17 protein-coding genes are annotated in these 16,239 nt (G+C 71.2%); 9 read left to right on the top strand and 8 right to left on the bottom strand.

Going from position 1 to position 16,239, the window contains the following annotated elements; translation table 11 throughout:
• Window position 1 precedes the first annotated feature (1 nt).
• Complete coding sequence (gene pspAB / locus J2S63_RS00710; protein ID WP_310297274.1) at window positions 2-562, top strand: PspA-associated protein PspAB; 561 nt, start codon at window positions 2-4, stop codon at window positions 560-562.
• A gap of 20 nt (window positions 563-582) precedes the next feature.
• Here pspAB and nadA read toward each other — a convergent pair whose 3' ends face one another.
• Window positions 583-1,764, bottom strand: a complete 1,182-nt coding sequence (gene nadA, locus J2S63_RS00705; protein ID WP_310297271.1) for a quinolinate synthase NadA — start codon at window positions 1,762-1,764, stop codon at window positions 583-585.
• A gap of 23 nt (window positions 1,765-1,787) precedes the next feature.
• Between nadA and J2S63_RS00700 the strand changes: the two genes are divergently transcribed.
• The 3 genes from J2S63_RS00700 to erpA all read left to right on the top strand — a co-directional run bounded on the left by J2S63_RS00700 (window position 1,788) and on the right by erpA (window position 4,305).
• Window positions 1,788-2,729 carry a 2-hydroxyacid dehydrogenase gene (locus tag J2S63_RS00700; protein WP_310297269.1) on the top strand — a complete coding sequence of 314 codons (942 nt, stop codon included), beginning with the start codon at window positions 1,788-1,790 and terminating at the stop codon, window positions 2,727-2,729.
• Window positions 2,726-3,823 (top strand): glycerate kinase family protein, encoded by a 1,098-nt coding sequence (locus J2S63_RS00695; RefSeq protein WP_310297268.1) that lies wholly within the window; start codon window positions 2,726-2,728, stop codon window positions 3,821-3,823. The genes J2S63_RS00700 and J2S63_RS00695 overlap by 4 nt, the downstream gene beginning before the upstream one ends.
• 131 nt (window positions 3,824-3,954) lie before the next feature.
• Window positions 3,955-4,305 carry an iron-sulfur cluster insertion protein ErpA gene (erpA, locus tag J2S63_RS00690; protein WP_310297266.1) on the top strand — a complete coding sequence of 117 codons (351 nt, stop codon included), beginning with the start codon at window positions 3,955-3,957 and terminating at the stop codon, window positions 4,303-4,305.
• Window positions 4,306-4,367: 62 nt separating this feature from the next.
• On the opposite strand, the gene J2S63_RS00685 is transcribed toward erpA, so the two are convergent.
• Both J2S63_RS00685 and J2S63_RS00680 read right to left on the bottom strand, forming a co-directional pair.
• Window positions 4,368-4,841, bottom strand: coding sequence for a hypothetical protein (locus tag J2S63_RS00685; RefSeq protein WP_310297264.1), 474 nt, complete (start codon window positions 4,839-4,841; stop codon window positions 4,368-4,370).
• A gap of 75 nt (window positions 4,842-4,916) precedes the next feature.
• Window positions 4,917-5,147, bottom strand: a complete 231-nt coding sequence (locus J2S63_RS00680) for a hypothetical protein (protein WP_310297261.1) — start codon at window positions 5,145-5,147, stop codon at window positions 4,917-4,919.
• Window positions 5,148-5,222: 75 nt separating this feature from the next.
• Between J2S63_RS00680 and J2S63_RS00675 the strand changes: the two genes are divergently transcribed.
• Complete coding sequence (locus J2S63_RS00675) at window positions 5,223-6,209, top strand: carbohydrate kinase family protein (protein ID WP_310297259.1); 987 nt, start codon at window positions 5,223-5,225, stop codon at window positions 6,207-6,209.
• Between the two features lie 40 nt (window positions 6,210-6,249).
• On the opposite strand, the gene J2S63_RS00670 is transcribed toward J2S63_RS00675, so the two are convergent.
• Window positions 6,250-6,483 (bottom strand): sulfurtransferase TusA family protein, encoded by a 234-nt coding sequence (locus J2S63_RS00670; protein ID WP_310297256.1) that lies wholly within the window; start codon window positions 6,481-6,483, stop codon window positions 6,250-6,252.
• A complete protein-coding gene (locus J2S63_RS00665) occupies window positions 6,480-7,592 on the bottom strand; it encodes a cysteine desulfurase family protein (protein ID WP_310297255.1) in 1,113 nt (370 codons plus the stop codon). Before J2S63_RS00665 ends, J2S63_RS00670 begins: the two co-directional genes overlap by 4 nt.
• 217 nt (window positions 7,593-7,809) lie before the next feature.
• Here J2S63_RS00665 and ctaC point away from each other — a divergent pair, with 217 nt between their 5' ends.
• From ctaC to J2S63_RS00645, 4 genes are all read left to right on the top strand, one after another.
• Entirely contained in the window at window positions 7,810-8,604 is a 795-nt protein-coding gene (ctaC, locus tag J2S63_RS00660; protein ID WP_310297254.1) for an aa3-type cytochrome oxidase subunit II, read from the top strand.
• 56 nt (window positions 8,605-8,660) lie between these two features.
• A complete protein-coding gene (gene ctaD / locus J2S63_RS00655; protein WP_310306547.1) occupies window positions 8,661-10,328 on the top strand; it encodes an aa3-type cytochrome oxidase subunit I in 1,668 nt (555 codons plus the stop codon).
• Complete coding sequence (locus J2S63_RS00650; protein ID WP_310297251.1) at window positions 10,329-10,739, top strand: cytochrome c oxidase subunit 4; 411 nt, start codon at window positions 10,329-10,331, stop codon at window positions 10,737-10,739. It abuts the gene before it with no gap.
• Window positions 10,740-10,942: 203 nt separating this feature from the next.
• Window positions 10,943-12,172: a L,D-transpeptidase gene (locus tag J2S63_RS00645; protein WP_310297249.1), complete on the top strand. Its 1,230-nt coding sequence runs from the start codon at window positions 10,943-10,945 to the stop codon at window positions 12,170-12,172.
• Window positions 12,173-12,562: 390 nt separating this feature from the next.
• On the opposite strand, the gene qcrB is transcribed toward J2S63_RS00645, so the two are convergent.
• The 3 genes from qcrB to qcrC are packed head-to-tail and all read right to left on the bottom strand — an operon-like array spanning window position 12,563 to window position 16,232.
• On the bottom strand, window positions 12,563-14,305 hold the full coding sequence (gene qcrB, locus J2S63_RS00640) for a cytochrome bc1 complex cytochrome b subunit (protein WP_374725094.1): 1,743 nt from the start codon (window positions 14,303-14,305) through the stop codon (window positions 12,563-12,565).
• The gene (gene qcrA, locus J2S63_RS00635) at window positions 14,305-15,360 is read right to left on the bottom strand and encodes a cytochrome bc1 complex Rieske iron-sulfur subunit (protein ID WP_310297244.1); all 1,056 of its coding nucleotides are present in this window, start codon (window positions 15,358-15,360) and stop codon (window positions 14,305-14,307) included. The genes qcrB and qcrA overlap by 1 nt, the downstream gene beginning before the upstream one ends.
• A complete protein-coding gene (qcrC, locus tag J2S63_RS00630; protein WP_445376097.1) occupies window positions 15,357-16,232 on the bottom strand; it encodes a cytochrome bc1 complex diheme cytochrome c subunit in 876 nt (291 codons plus the stop codon). The genes qcrA and qcrC overlap by 4 nt, the downstream gene beginning before the upstream one ends.
• Between the last annotated feature and the right edge of the window lie 7 nt (window positions 16,233-16,239).

Raw genomic sequence — 16,239 nt, 5'->3', positions numbered from 1 at the left:
CATGGGCCTGCGCGACATCCTGGGCCTGTCCAAGCCGGCCAAGCCCGACCTGGACGCGCTGTTCGCCCTGCCCGACGCGGCACTGACGCTGCAGTCGGCGATGGACCTGCGCATGACGGGCCAGGGCGCGGTCTGCTTCCGCGGCGCCGACGGCCCGGCCTTCCGCGAGGCCCTCGCCGACCTGGTCGAGCTGCTCGACAACGACGACGACCCCGACCTGGAGCGGTCGACCGACGCCTTCGGGTTCACCTGGCTGCTGGCCCGCCAGGAGGACATGAGCGCGCTCGTGACCGACCTGCACGCGATCAACACCTCGCTGGAGCTCCAAGGCTTCGCCGAGGGGCTGCTGTGCTCGGTGGTCTCGTTCCGTGACCCCGCGGGGCGCACGCTCGGGCTGGTCTACCTCTACAAGCAGGGCACGTTCTACCCCTTCGCGCCGACCGGGCCGCAGCAGCGCGACAACCTGCTCGAGATCCAGGTCCGCGACCTGCTGGCCAAGGACCTGCCGGTCGAGCGCGACCTCTCGCGCTGGATGGCCCTGTGGGGCGCGCCCGGGCTGTAGCCCGCACCCGCGCGGGAGCCTCAGCCGCGGGGGGACCGGCCCGGCAGGTCGAGCATCTGCTGCAGCGCGACCTGGGCGAAGTGCTCGGTCTCGGGGTCGACCTCGATCACGTTGACCTCCTGTCCGGCGACCAGGCTCTCCAGGGCCCAGACCAGGTGAGGCAGGTCGATCCGGTTCATCGTGGCGCAGTAGCAGACCGTCCGGTCGAGGAAGACCACGGTCTTGTCGGGGTGCTCGGTGGCCAGGCGCTGCACGAGGTTGAGCTCGGTGCCGACCGCCCACGCCGACCCGGCGGGCGCGGCGGCGATGGTCGTGATGATGAACTCGGTCGACCCGACCAGGTCGGCCTTGGTCACGACCTCGTGGGTGCACTCGGGGTGGACCAGCACGGTGACGCCGGGCACGCGCTCGCGGACCTCGTCGACGCAGTCGGGGGAGAAGCGGCCGTGCACCGAGCAGTGGCCCTTCCACAGGATCATCCGGGCGTCGGCCAGCTGCTCGGGGGTCAGGCCACCGTGGGCGCGCAGCGGGTCCCAGACCACGCAGTCCTCGAGCGAGAGCCCCAGCTGAAGGACCGCGGTGTTGCGTCCGAGGTGCTGGTCGGGCAGGAAGAGCACCTTGGTGTCGGGGCCGTGCTGGTCGAACGCCCAGTCCAGCGCGACCTCGGCGTTGCTGGAGGTGCAGACCGTGCCGCCGTGGCGGCCGCAGAACGCCTTGATGTCGGCCGAGGAGTTCATGTAGGTCACCGGCACCGTCGTCGCCGCCACCCCGGCCCGCTCGAGCGCGTCCCAGGCGTCCTCGACCTGGGCGATCCGCGCCATGTCGGCCATCGAGCAGCCGGCCGCGAGGTCGGGCAGCACGACCTTCTGGTGGTCGGCGGTGAGGATGTCGGCCGACTCGGCCATGAAGTGGACGCCGCAGAAGACGATGTACTCCGCGGCCGGCCGTGCGGCGGCCTCCCGCGCGAGCTTGAAGGAGTCCCCGGTCACGTCGGCGAACTGGATGACCTCGTCGCGCTGGTAGTGGTGGCCCAGCACGAACACCCGGTCGCCGAGCGCCGCCTTGGCCGCCCGGGCACGCTCGACCAGGCCGGGGTCGGAGGCCGCCGGGAGGTCGCCGGGGCAGTCCACGCCCCGCTCGGACTGCGGGTCGCGGCCCCGACCCAGGGTGAGCAGCGGGAGGTCCACGGGGGTGGTCGTCATGCGCGCATGCTATTCAGTCCCACGTGCCTCCTCACGCGCGTCCCGTCGTCCTGGTCACCCTGCCCGTCGGCCCCGGCTCGGGGCTCCCGGTCGACCTCACCGTCGACCTGCCCGGCTGCGACGTCCGCGTGGTCGGGGCCGCGGGGCTGCTGGAGCACCCCGAGGCAGGCGAGGCCGTCGCGCTGGTCTGCAACGCCCAGCAGCGGCTCACCGAGCACGACCTCGAGCGGCTGCGGTCGCTGAAGGTGGTCTCGGTCGCCGGGGCGGGGACCGACGGCATGGACCTCGCTGCCCTCGAGCGGCACGGCGTCGTGCTGCGCAACGCCCCGGCGCCGACCGCGGTCGCGACGGCCGAGCTGGCCCTGGCCCTGGTGCTCATGGCGGCCCGCCAGGTCGACGCCGCCCAGGCGATGGTCCGGGCGGGGAAGTGGACCGGTCTGCCCTTCGACGAGGTGTCGGGGCGCGACCTCGAGGGCGCGACGCTGGGCCTGGTCGGCTTCGGTCACATCGCCCAGCGTCTGGGCGCGGCTGCCCGAGCGCTGGGAATGCGGGTGCGGCACACCCACCGCTCCTCGTGCGACGAGCCGGGGCACGTCGAGCACCTCGACGACCTGCTCCGGGCCAGCGACGTGCTCAGCCTCCACGTCCCCCTCACCGAGGAGACGCGCGGGCTGGTCGGTCCGCGCGAGCTGGACCTCCTGCCGCCCGGCGCGATCGTGGTCAACACCGCCCGCGGGCCCGTCCTCGACGCCGAGGCGCTCTGCGACCGGCTCGACGACGGGCGTCTCCTCGCCGCCGGCCTCGACGTGTACGACGACGAGCCGCACGTCCCCGCGCGGCTGCTGGCCACCCCTCGTCTGACCCTGCTGCCGCACCTGGGCAGCGCGACCCCGCAGACCCGTGAGGCGATGGCCCGGACCGCGGCCCGCCACGTCGCGGAGGAGCTCGGGGGCGACCGCGGATGAGGGTGCTGGTCGCGCCCGACAAGTTCGCCGGCACGCTCACCGCCGTCGAGGCAGCCCGGGCCATCGCCGAGGGCTGGGCCCGGCAGGCGCCGGGGGACGAGCTCGACCTGGTGCCGATGGCCGACGGCGGCCCGGGCTTCCTCGACGTGCTCCACCACGCGCTCGGTGGCGAGCTGGAGGCGGTCGTGGTGCCCAGGGCCTTCGGCGGCGAGGTCCCCGCGGCGGTGCTGCGGGTCGGCACGACGGCGTACGTCGAGGCCGCGCAGGCGTGCGGCCTGCACCTGGCCGACGACCGCGACCCCGAGACCGCCCACACCCGCGGTGTCGGAGCGCTCCTCGCCGCGGCCGTCGACGGCGGAGCGACCCGCGTGGTCGTCGGGCTCGGGGGCACGGGCACCAACGACGGGGGAGCGGGCCTGCTGTCCGCCCTCGGGGCCACCTCCGAGCCGGTGGGCGCCCTCGACCGCGGACCTGCCGGCCTGGCGACCGTGGACTCGGTCGACCTCGCACCGGCTCGTGAGCGCCTCGCCGGGGTCGAGCTGGTGGCGGCGAGCGACGTCGACAACCAGCTCCTCGGGCTGCGTGGGGCGACCAACACCTACGGGCCCCAGAAGGGCGTCACCGCCGAGCGGCTCACCTGGGTCGAGGGGACGCTCGAGCGGCTGGTCGCCGCGACCGACCGGCGCACCTCCCTCAGCCCGGGGGCCGGCGCCGCCGGCGGTCTCGGCTTCGCGCTGCTGCTGCTCGGCGCGACCCGGCAGCCCGGCGTCGAGCTGGTGGCCGAGGCCGTCGGGCTCCCCGAGCGCGCCGCCCGGGCCGACCTGGTCGTGACCGGCGAGGGTGCCTTCGACTTCTCCTCGCGCTCGGGCAAGGTGCCCTACGGCGTCGCGTCGGTGGCCCAGCGCGCCCTCCAGCCCTGCGTGGCCCTGGCCGGCCAGGTGCTGGTGGGCTCCCGCGAGATGCGGGCGCTGGGCGTCGAGTCGGCGTACGCCGTGGTCGACCTGGTCGGGGAGGAGCGTGCCTTCGCCGACCCGGCCGGCGCCCTGGCCGACCTGGCGGAGCGGGTGGCCCGCACCTGGTCGCCGTCCCGGTGACCGGGCGAGCGACCGGCTGGGACGAGACCGACGCGACACCAGGAATAACCGTGCGTGTGCGACGATTGGACCTGACGAGGGGTCGTCACCACGCCCCCGACCCACACGCCTAGCCCCAGGGAGTCGCCTCCATGACCGAGCAGGTCGAGACCCGCCAGGACCAGATCAACCTGTCGACGGCCGCCGCCGACAAGGTGCGCAGCCTCCTCTCCCAGGAGGGCCGCGACGACCTCAAGCTCCGCATCGCCGTGCAGCCGGGTGGCTGCTCGGGGCTGCGCTACCAGCTGTTCTTCGACGAGCGCGACCTCGACGGTGACGTCATCACCGACTTCGACGGCGTCGGCGTGGTCGTGGACCGCATGAGCAAGCCCTACCTCAACGGCGCGACGATCGACTTCGTCGACACCATCGAGAAGCAGGGGTTCACCATCGACAACCCCAACGCCTCCGGCTCCTGCGCCTGCGGCGACAGCTTCCACTGAGCTGACTGCTGGACCCTGAGCCCCGGTTCGCCGGGGCTTCGGTCTTTTTCCGGCCCGATCGCTCAGGAGGCCGGCCGCACGCGGACCCGCCGGTCGACGTACGCCCCGTCGAGCACCGAGCGGTCGCCCACCGGGCCGTCGAGGTCGACCAGCGCGGTGTCGGTCGTGGTGAAGGGGCACGAGGCGGGCGCGCCCGAGCGGCGCAGGAGCGTGATCTCGACGGCGACGTCGGTCTCCCGCACGCGCGGGGTGTCGAGGCCGCCGAAGCAGTCGTCGTCGCCGCGGCGGTAGGTCAGCCGCAGCGTGGTGCCCTCCTGCTCCCACGTGACCAGGGGGAGCCCCCGGGGGACCGTGCGGGGCGGGGCGGACGGCGCGGTGGTGACCGGCGCCGTCGCGGCGCCCGGCTGGTTCAGGCGCGAGGCGGAGCCCGGCGGCCCGCCCGGACCGTTGCCGCTGGCCAGCCACCAGGCGAGGAGCATCGCCACCAGGATCGCGAAGCCGGCCAGACCGGACCCCACACCTCGACGCTCACGCACGCTGGAAGTATCCGCGGACGAGCAAGCCCGGCCACCCGTGACGGGTGACCGGGCCGCAGGCCGGAGGCGGCGTGCTCAGTCGAAGTGCAGCGCCATCTCGCCGGCGAGGCGGGCGAGGCTGTCGGGGACGGCGACCGAGGAGGCGAAGGTCGGGTGCCCGGCCACGGCCTCGTCGAACAGGTCACCGCCGGTGGTCTCCACGGCGCGCTGGCCCGGCAGGTGCAGGTTGGTGCCCGCCTCGAGGCAGTCGGTGCTCATCGCGCGGGGGGTTTCGGCGTCGGCGTAGGGGAGGCGTTCGTAGCTCATGTGATCGACGCTAGGGGTTACTCACGGGTCGACCTACGCGTACTGATCAGTAGTGTCCGCGGGTACATTCCAGGGGTGTCCCTCATCGTCACCGGCTCCATCGCGACCGACCACCTGATGTCCTTCCCGGGCCGGTTCTCCGACTCCCTCGTCGTCGACCAGCTCGACAAGATCGCGCTCTCCTTCCTCGTGGAGGACCTCGAGATCCGGCGCGGAGGGTGCGCGGCCAACATCACCTTCGGGCTGGGCAGCCTCGGCCTGCGGCCGGTCCTGGCCGGCGCCGTCGGCTCCGACTTCGTCGACTACCGGTCGTGGCTCGAGCGCCACAACGTGGACTGCGACTCCGTCCACGTCTCCAGCGAGAAGCACACCGCGCGCTTCGTCTGCACCAACGACGAGACGATGGCCCAGATCGCCTCGTTCTACGCCGGCGCGATGTCCGAGGCGCGCGAGATCGAGCTGCGCCCGATCGTCGACCGGCTGGGTCACGTCGACTACGTCCACGTCGGCCCCAACGACCCGCAGGCGATGCTGCGACACACGCAGGAGTGCCGCGACCGGGGCTACCGCTTCGTCGCCGACCCGTCCCAGCAGCTGGCCTTCGGCGACGGCGAGATGATCCGCGACCTCGTCGAGGGCGCCGACCTGCTGTTCACCAACGAGTACGAGGCCGCGCTGCTCTGCCAGAAGACCGGCTGGACCGCCGCAGAGGTGCTCGACCGGGTCGGCACCTGGGTGGTCACCCTCGGGGCCGAGGGTGTGCGGCTCGACCGCAAGGGCGAGCAGTCGATCTCGGTCAAGGCGGTCCCCGAGGTCGCCAAGGTCGAGCCGACCGGCGTGGGCGACGCGTTCCGCGCCGGGTTCCTCGCCGCGCTCAGCTGGGGCCTCACCTCGGAGCGGGCCGCGCAGCTCGGCTGCCTGCTCGCGGTCTACGTCGTCGAGCGCGTCGGCACGCAGGAGTACACCCTCCACCGGGCGGTGTTCCTCGACCGCCTGGCCGCGGCGTACGGCGAGGAGGCGCGTGAGGAGATCGCGCCCCACGTGAGGACCGCCCGCCCCTGACGGTGGTCGAGCTCGACGAGCTCGACGGAGCTCGTCGGGGTCACGCGAGCCGCACGCTGAGCACCGCCACGCCGTCCTCGGCGTCGCGGCGGCCGGCGTACTCGTGACCCCGCAGGCGGCACCACGCCGGGACGTCGGTCAGCGCGGCCGGGTCGTCGCAGGCCACCTCGACGGTGGTGCCCGAGGGCAGGGTCGCGGACAGCTTCGCGAGGCGGATGACCGGCGCCGGGCAGCGCAGCCCCCGGCAGTCCAGCTCGACCGGGGCGGCGCTCACAGCCGCGCCCTGAGGTCGTCGACGACCGCGCGGAGGTCGGCCGCGAGCCGGTCGACGTCGTCCTCGGTCGTGTCGGCGGCGAAGGAGACCCGGGCGTTGCCGTGGGTCAGTGCGCCCATGGCGACGAGCACGTGGGAGGGCTCCATCGCCGAGGACGTGCAGGCCGAGCCGCTGGCCACCGACCAGCCCCGCTCGGCCAGCGCCTGCACCAGGGCCTCCCCGTCGACGTACAGGAACGAGAACGAGACCAGGTGGGGGAGCCGCAGCCCCGGGTCGGCCGGCCCGTGGACGTCGACGTCCTCGAACCCGGCGAGGTGGCCGCGCAGGCGCTCGGCGAGCCGCGCGTGGCGCTGGGCGAGCGAGTCGCGCTCCGCGACGCGCTCCTGGAGCGCGGCCGCGGCGGCCAGCGCGGCCGGGACGTTCTCGAAGCCGGCGACGCGGTGGTCGACCCGGTCGTCGGTGGGCCACGGGGGGCGCCAGCGCGCGCCGCGGCGCACGAGGAGGACGCCGACGCCGGCTGGTCCGCCCCACTTGTGCGCCGACAGCGCCGCGACGTCCCAGTGCCGGGGGAGCGGGAGCCGGGTTCCCGTGGCGCACGCGTCCACCAGGAGCGGCACGCCTGCTGCGGCGTCGGCCACGTCGTCCAGCGGCTGGAGCGTGCCCACCTCGGGGTTGGCCTGCTGGACGGCGACCAGTGCCGCCGGCTCGGCCAGGGCCGCCCGCAGGGCGTCGAGCTCCACCCGTCCGGAGGGGTCGACCCCCACCGCGGTGGAGCCGACCTCCGCCCAGCGGACCGCCGCGAACACCGCCGAGTGCTCGACGGCGGAGTGCACCACGCGTGTCGCCACCTCGCGGCGGCCGCGGAGGAGGCCGAGGACGCCCAGGTGGACCGCCTGGGTCCCCGACGGAGTGAGGCTCACCTCGTCGTCACGCACGCCCAGCGCCTCGGCCGTCGCGGCGCGGGCGTTGTCGAGGAGCAGGCGCGCCCGCCGGGCGGGGTCGTGCAGCCGGAGCGGGTCGGCCCACCCCGCGTCGTACGCCGCCAGGAGCGTCTCGCGGGCCCGTGCGGACAGCGGCTCGGACGACGCGGAGTCGAGGTAGCCGGGCACGTGATCATTGTGCGGCAGGGTGCCCGACCCGCCCGTCGCGGTCGCGCCAGGCGTCGGAAGGATCACATCCGGCGCCGATCCGACGCCGGGAGGCCACTGCGGGCACCCGCAGTAGTAGGGTTTCCGGTGTCCGTCGTGATGTGAAGAGAGAGGCCTGTCTGTGGGTCTGCAGCTCCCCAAGCGCGCACGCCGCCTTACCGGGGTCGCCCTGATTCCCGTGCTCCTCCTCCTGGCCTCCTGCTCGCAGGCCCAGCAGGACGAGTGGAAGCGCGGCGCCATGCCCGAGGCCGCGTCCGACCGGTCCAACGTGATGATCGAGTTCTGGCAATGGACGTGGGTCGCCGCCCTGGTGGTCGGCGTCCTGGTCTGGGGCCTGATCTTCTACTCCGTCATCAAGTTCCGCCGCCGCAGCGACGACGAGGTCCCGCTGCAGACGCGCTACAACCTGCCGATGGAGATCCTCTACACGGTCGCCCCGGTCATCGTGGTGCTGGTGCTCTTCGACTACGTCGTCAAGGTCCAGGACGAGGTCAAGGCCGCGCCCGAGCCCGACCACATCATCAAGGTCGTCGGCCAGAAGTGGTCGTGGAGCTTCAACTACTACAAGGACGACGCGATCGGCGGCCAGACCGTCAACGTCGTCGGCACCCCGGCCGACCCGCCGACGCTGGTGCTGCCGGTCGACGAGGTCGTGCGCTTCGACCTCGACTCGCCCGACGTCATCCACTCCTTCTGGGTGGCCGGCTTCCACTACAAGGAAGACGTCATCCCCGGCAAGACCAACACGTTCACGCTCACGCCCACCCGCAAGGGTGACTACCGCGGCAAGTGCGCGGAGCTGTGCGGCGTCTACCACTCGCGGATGCTGTTCAACGTCAAGATCGTCTCCGCGGACGAGTACGACGCCTACCTCAAGACGCTGAGCCAGAACCCCGACCACGTCGGGCTCTTCGAGGGCGCCGACTACGCCCGCACCCAGGCCGGGCTCGAGACCCAGGGAGGCGCGGAGTGACCACCACCGCAGACCCGCACGCAGGCACCGCCGGCCACGGCGGGCACGGCCCGCACATCGGCCCCAAGCCGACGATCGGTCAGCAGGTGGTGCGCGTGCTCACCACCACCGACCACAAGCTGATCGGCAAGCTCTACTTCGGCACCTCGTTCGCCTGGTTCATCCTCGGCGGCATCATGGCGCTGATCATCCGCTCCGAGCTGGCCTACCCCGGCCAGCAGGTCGTGAGCGACCAGCGCTACAACGAGCTGTTCACGATGCACGGCACGATCATGCTGCTGCTGTTCGCGACGCCCCTGTTCTTCGCCTTCGGCAACGCGATCATGCCGCTGCAGATCGGAGCGCCCGACGTGGCGTTCCCGCGGCTCAACATGTTCAGCTACTGGCTCTACCTCTTCGGTGGCCTCATCGTGGCCGCCGGGTTCCTGACCCCGGGCGGCGCGGCGGCCTTCGGCTGGTTCGCCTACGTCCCGCTGTCCGACGGCATCAACAGCCCGGGCGTCGGCGGTGACCTGTGGGTGATGGGCCTGTGGATGAGCGGCCTGGGCACGATCCTCGGCGCGGTCAACTTCACCACGACGATCATCTGCATGCGGGCGCCGGGCCTCACGATGTTCCGGATGCCGATCTTCACCTGGAACACCCTCATCACCAGCATGCTCGTGCTGATGGTCTTCCCGATCTTCGCGGCCGCCCTGCTCACCCTCGAGGCCGACCGGGCCTTCGGCGCCCACGTCTTCGACCCGGTGCACGGTGGCCCGATCCTGTGGCAGCACCTGTTCTGGTTCTTCGGCCATCCAGAGGTCTACATCATCGCGTTGCCGTTCTTCGGCATCATCACCGAGGTCCTGCCGGTCTTCAGCCGCAAGCCGATCTTCGGCTACGTCGGCCTGGTCGGCGCGACCCTGTCGATCGCGATCCTGTCGATGGCGGTGTGGGCCCACCACATGTTCGTCACCGGCTCGGTCGACCTGGCGTTCTTCTCCGGCATGACGATGCTGATCGCGGTGCCCACGGGGGTGAAGTTCTTCAACTGGATCGGCACGATGTGGAACGGGTCCCTGACGTTCGAGACGCCCATGCTGTGGTCGCTCGGCTTCCTGGTGACGTTCCTCTTCGGTGGACTGACCGGCGTGATCCTGGCGGCACCGCCGCTGGACTTCCACGTCTCCGACAGCTACTTCGTGGTGGCCCACTTCCACTACGTGGTGTTCGGCACCGTGGTGTTCGCGATGTTCGCCGGGTTCTACTTCTGGTGGCCCAAGATGTTCGGCAAGATGCTCGACGAGCGTCTCGGCAAGGTGCACTTCTGGATGCTGTTCGTCGGCTTCCACACCACGTTCCTGGTGCAGCACTGGCTGGGTGTCGAGGGCATGCCGCGTCGCTACGCCGACTACCTGCCCGACGAGGGGTTCACCTTCCTCAACCAGGTGTCCACGGTGGGCGCGTTCATCCTGGCCGCCTCGATGCTGCCGTTCATGTGGAACGTCTACAAGACCTCCAAGTCGCCCGACGTCCTCGTCGACGACCCGTGGGGCTGGGGCCGTTCGCTCGAGTGGGCGACCAGCTGCCCGCCGCCGCGGCACAACTTCCACACGCTGCCGCGCATCCGCTCGGAGTCCCCGGCCTTCGACCTCCACCACCCGGAGATCGCCGCGCTCGAGCTCGCCGACAACGACCCGGACGACCCGCGGGTCGGTGCCGACCAGGGAAGGGTTCTCTAGATGAAGGTCGAAGCCTGGATCTTCGGCGCCTGCACGATCTTCTTCGTGTTCGTCGCGCCCCTCTATTGGTTCATGTCCGGTGACCCGACCGGCACCACCGCGTTGGTGATGACGTCGCTGCTGACCCTGCTGATCACGTTCTACCTGGGCTTCCACGCCCGCCGGATGAGCCAGCTGGGCACCCCGCGCCCCGAGGACCGCAAGGACGCCGAGATCGCCGACGGCGCCGGCGAGCTGGGCTTCTTCCCGCCCTACTCCTGGTGGCCGCTGTGGTGCGGCGCGACGCTCGGCGTGATCGTCTTCGGCGTGGCCATGCAGGCGTGGTGGCTGTTCGTCATCGGCATCGTGATCGGCGCGGCCGCCCTGAGCGGCTGGGTCTTCGAGTACTACCGCGGCGTGCACGCTCACTGAGCCCGCCCGAGCCTCGACGGCGCCGTCCCCCGCACCGGGGGCCGGCGCCGTCGTACGTCCCGGCCGGCGGCACCGGCCCACCCGGACGGGTGCCGAATCGTGAGCATCGCCACCGCATCGCGAGGCGTGTCGTCGGGCACCTGGTTGTTACAGTTGAGAACTCAGTAGAGATCCCAGTCACCAGTCCCGAGGGGGGATCCGTGATGTCCTGCAAGCCCATCTCCGACCGGCGACGGCTCCGCGCTGCCGCCGTCGTGGGCCTGAGCGTGCTGACCGTCGGGTCCCTGAGCGCGTGCAACGCCGAGCTCGACGGCGACCAGGCCCTCGGCAACCCGTTCTCCGACGAGTCCAGCGCGACGCCCCAGGTGCCCCAGGTCCAGGTCCAGGCCAACGTCAGGCCCCGCAAGCCGGTGCACGTCGACCACCTCGTGAAGGTCACCGCCACCCAGGGCACGCTCGACAAGGTCGTGGTGCGCAGCGCCAACGGCAAGACCCGAGTGCCCGGCACGCTCGCCCAGGACGGCACGAGCTGGCAGGCCTCGGGTCTGCTCGAGCCCGGCATGACCTACCGCATCCAGGCGACCGCCCAGGACGAGGACGGCCTGAGCAAGCAGTTCGCCCGCACGTTCAAGACCGACGACCTGTCGCTGGACGAGCAGACCTACCCGTCCCTGGTGCCGGCTGACGGCGACACGGTCGGGGTGGCGATGCCGGTCATCCTGCGCTTCGACGTCCCGGTCGAGCACAAGGCGGCCTTCGAGCGTCACCTGTCGGTGCGGACGACCCCCGCCCAGCCGGGCTCGTGGCACTGGATGTCCGACACCGAGGTCCACTGGCGCCCGCGGCACTACTGGAAGCCCGGCACCAAGGTCGACGTCACGGCGGCGATCAACAGCGTCGACGCCGGCAACGGCGTCTACGGCCAGGAGGACCGCACCAGCTCGTTCACGATCGGTGACGCGCTGCGGATGAAGATCAACCTCGCCTCGCACCAGATGAAGGTCACGCGCAACGGCGAGCTGCTGCGGACGATCCCGATCACCGGCGGCAAGCCGGGCTTCACCACCCGGTCGGGCACCAAGGTGATCATCGAGAAGTTCACCAGCAAGCGCATGGACGCGGCGACGACCGGGATCAACCCGGACAACCCGGAGTACTACAACCTGAGCGACGTGAAGTTCGCCCAGCGCGTCACCTACTCCGGTGAGTTCCTGCACGCGGCGCCGTGGTCGGTGGGCTCGCAGGGCTACGCCAACGTCTCCCACGGCTGCGTCGGCATGAGCACCTCCAACGCCGAGTGGCTGTTCGGCCAGACCAAGGTCGGCGACCCGGTCGAGGTCACCGGCAGCGACCGCCCGATGGACCTGACCAACGGCTACGGCGACTGGAACGCGACGTGGCAGGACTACCGCCAGGGCAGCGCGCTCCACTGAGCCCACAGCACACGACACGAGGGCCGTCCGGACTCCCGGGCGGCCCTCGTCACGTCAGCGGGCAGCACGTGACTCGGATCATGGCCGAGCGGGGCAGGTGTGCGGTCCGCCCGTCGTTGGGACAGGTGACGGACACCGTGGTCCGTCACCACGAACTGACCGCATCACGTGACCTCCTGGAGGACGCCATGCTGCCCCTGCCCCCCATCCGCACCTCGTCCTGGTCCCTGCGCGGGATCGTCCGCCGCCTCGACGCCCACACGCTGTGGGCGTTCAACGCAGGACGCACTCACCGGCGCTGAGCGCGCCCGGCGCCGCTGGCCGGCGTACGACGACGAAGGCCGCCCGGGTTGCCCCGGGCGGCCTTCGTGTCGGTGCGTGTCGAGCGGGTCAGTGCCCCTTGCGGAGCTCGTCGTCGCCCATCTCGTGACGGCCGTCGTACTGGTGGCCGTCGGCGGCGACGAGTGCCTTGTCGGGCTCGCCCCAGCCGGGCTCCAGCTCGGCGTGGTGGTGCGCGTCCTCGAGCTCCTGCAGGGTCGGCTTCTGGACGTTGTCGCCGAACCAGTACTTCGAGAGGCGGGCCCGGACCTTGTCCAACGTCCGGGCGCCCTTGGCCCGCACGCCGTTGGCATCGGTCTCGGGGGAGCCGGCGTAGATCTGCTCTCGGGGCCGCGCGGTGAGCGTGTAGGCCTCGTCGAGCGTGATCGGAGCGTGGCGCTCGGTGTAGCCACCGTCGACCGACCGCATGATGACGCCGGTCTCGTAGCCGTGGAGCAGGCGGGCCTCGTCGGCGCGCTGGAGCGAGATGCACCAGCGACGCGTCGCGATGAACGCCAGCGGAGGCAGGACGAACACGGCCACCCGCATGAAGTAGGTGATCTGGTTGAGGTCCAGGTGGAACAGCACGGCCAGGATGTCGTTGCCGCCGGCGGCCCAGAGCAGGCCGTAGGCGGTCATGAACATGACCAGGAAGGCCGTGCGGTTGGGCGCGTTGCGCGGGCGCTCGAGCAGGTGGTGCTCGGTCTTGTCACCGGTGATCCAGGCCTCGATGAAGGGGTAGAGGAGCACTCCACCGAAGATCACGAAGGGCAGGATCTGGGCCGGCAGCATGATGTTCCACGAGATCGTGACGCCCAGGATGTGCGTCTCGATGCCGGGGAAGATGCGCAGCAGACCCTCGGCGACACCCATGTACCAGTCGGGCTGGGAGCCCGCGGTGACCTCGGCCGGGTTGTAGGGGCCGTAGCGCCAGACCGGGTTGATCGACAGCAGGCCACCCATGAGGGCGGTGACGCCGAAGACGATGAAGAAGAAGCCACCGGCCTTGGCCATGTAGATCGGCATGAGGGGGTAGCCCACGACGTTCTCGTTGGTCCGGCCGGGGCCAGGCCACTGCGTGTGCTTGTGGTAGACGAGCAGCATCATGTGGGCCCCGATGAGCGCCAGGATGAGGCCCGGGATCAGCAGGATGTGCACGGCGTAGAGGCGCGGGATGATCACGTCTCCGGGGAACTCGCCGCCGAAGAGGAAGAACGACATGTAGGTGCCGAGCACCGGGGTCGCCTTCACGATGCCGTCGGCGATGCGCAGGCCCGTGCCGGAGAGCAGGTCGTCAGGCAGGGAGTAGCCGGCGAAGCCCTCGAGGATGCCGAGCAGCAGCAGCACGCCACCGATCAGCCAGTTGAGCTCGCGGGGCTTGCGGAAGGCGCCGGTGAGGAAGACGCGCATCAGGTGCACGAACATCGCCGCGACGAAGAGCATGGCCGCCCAGTGGTGCATCTGACGCATCAGCAGGCCGCCGCGCACGTCGAAGGAGATGTGCAGCGTCGAGGCGTAGGCCTCGGACATCTCGATGCCGCGCAGCTGGGGGTAGGAGCCGTTGTAGACGACCTCGCCCATGCTCGGCTTGAACCAGAACGTGAGGAACACGCCGGTCAGCAGGAGGATCACGAAGCTCCACAGCGCGATCTCGCCCAGCATGAACGACCAGTGGTCGGGGAAGACCTTGCGGAGCTGCTTCTTGCCGAGCCCGGCGAGGCCCAGACGGTCGTCGGCCCAGGTGGCGGCTGCGCCGACCTTGCTGGGCTTCGACGGCTTGGCCGCGGTCTTGGCGGTCGTGCTGGCCTGGCTCATCATCCACGCTCCCAGAAACTCGGCCCGACCGGTTCGGTGAAGTCGCTCGTGGCGATCAGGTAGCCCTCATCATCCACCGCGAGCGGAAGCTGGGGCAACGCTCGGGCCGCCGGCCCGAAGATCACCTTGCCATTATCCGCAAGTGCAAAAGTCGACTGGTGGCACGGGCACAGCAGGTGGTGCGTCTGCTGCTCCCAGAGCGAGATCGGGCAGCCCACGTGGGTGCAGATCTTGCTGTAGGCCAGGATCCCGTCGACGCCCCAGTCCTCGCGGCCCTTGGCCGGGGTGATGTCGCCGGGCTCCATGCGGACCACGATGATCGCGGCCTTGGTCTTCGCGACCAGCTGCTCGTGGCCGGTGATGGTCTCCTGGCCGTAGGGCTCGCCGTTGTAGAAGATCTCGGGCTCGGCGTTGACCAGCTGGCCGATCTCGATCCACTCGGGCTTGAGCGGGGCGCCGGAGACGTCGTTGCAGACCCGCATGCCCTCGCGCCAGACGGTCTTGTAGAGCGTCCTGCCCGGCAGCGGACCCAGGTCGCGCAGGGGGACGATCGCCACCAGGCCGAGCGCGCCCAGGGCGCCGAGCAGCGTGTTGCGGATGAGGGGGCGACGGGCGATGCCCGAGTCGTCGATGCCGGCCTGGAGAGCCGCCAGGGTCACCTCGCGGTCCTCCTCGGAGGAACGAGCCGGGTGGCGCTGCTCGACGATCTCCTGGTCGTTCATCAGCTTGCGCGACCACTGGATGGCGCCGATGCCGATGAACAGCAGCGCACCGCCCAGGGTCAGACCGAGGAACAGCGTCGAGGAGCCGATCCCCAGGAACGTGTCGGGGTTGTCGCCGACGTCGAAGGCGAAGTAGGAGACGACGAACAGCAGGACCAGGACGATGCTGCCCCCGAAGAACCCGGCCACCTGGCGCTCCGCGCGCTTCTCGGCGTGCGGGTCGACGTCGGTGGGGCGGGGGAGGTGCTCGGGGAGGCCGGGGTCGACGATCGGGTCACCGGTGGTGGCCAGGTCGGAGTCCGTCGGCCCGTGCCCCGGGACGAGGTCGGTCACAGGGAGGCTCCCTTCCGGGTGGTGCGGGCGGTGTGCGAGGCGATCCAGATGGCGAACCCGACCAATCCACCGATCCCCGCGATCCAGGCGAACATGCCTTCACTGACCGGACCGAGGGAGCCCATGGAGAACCCGCCGTAGCGCGGGGTCTCCTCGATGCTCTGGATGTAGGCGATCACGTCGCGCTTCTGCTCGGGGGTGATCACCTCGTCGGAGAAGACCGGCATCTGCTGCGGGCCGGTGATGAGCGCCTCGTAGATGTGGCGCGGCTCGACTCCGATGAGCGTGGGGGCGTACTTGCCACCCGGGAGCGCACCACCGGAGGCGGCGAAGTTGTGGCACGCCGTGCAGTTGGTGCGGAAGAACTCGCCGCCGCGGACGACGGCCTCGGCGCGCTGGTCCTCGGGGATGGTCTCCGGGTCGTACATCTCCTTGTCGGGGACCGACGGGCCGGGGCCGAGCGAGGCGACGTAGGCCGCGAGCTGCTCGACCTCCTGCGGGGAGTAGACCTTGGGCTTGCGCTGGGCCTGGGCGCCGGGGGCGGCCATCGGCATGCGGCCGGTGCCGACCTGGAAGTCGACCGCGGCGGCGCCGACGCCGACCAGGGAGGGGCCGTACTGCTTGCCGTTCTTGGTCGGCACGCCCTCGCCGTTCATCCCGTGGCAGGAGGAGCAGCCGACCAGGAACAGCGCGCGACCTGCCGCGACGGTGTCCTGGTCGTAGGAGGACTGCTCGGCCTGGGCGGGCGTGGACAGGCTGCTGTCGACCACGCTGTAGACCAGGCCGGTGGCCATGAGGGCCAGCAGCAGGACCACCGGCGCGGCGTACCTGCTGCGCCTGGTGGCCGAGAGTCGCGCTGAAAGTCGTCGCACGAGAGGC

It is taken from the genome of Nocardioides marmoribigeumensis, assembly GCF_031458325.1.
GTDB lineage: Bacteria > Actinomycetota > Actinomycetes > Propionibacteriales > Nocardioidaceae > Marmoricola_A > Marmoricola_A marmoribigeumensis.
This window is presented reverse-complemented; position numbering and strand designations above follow the sequence as displayed.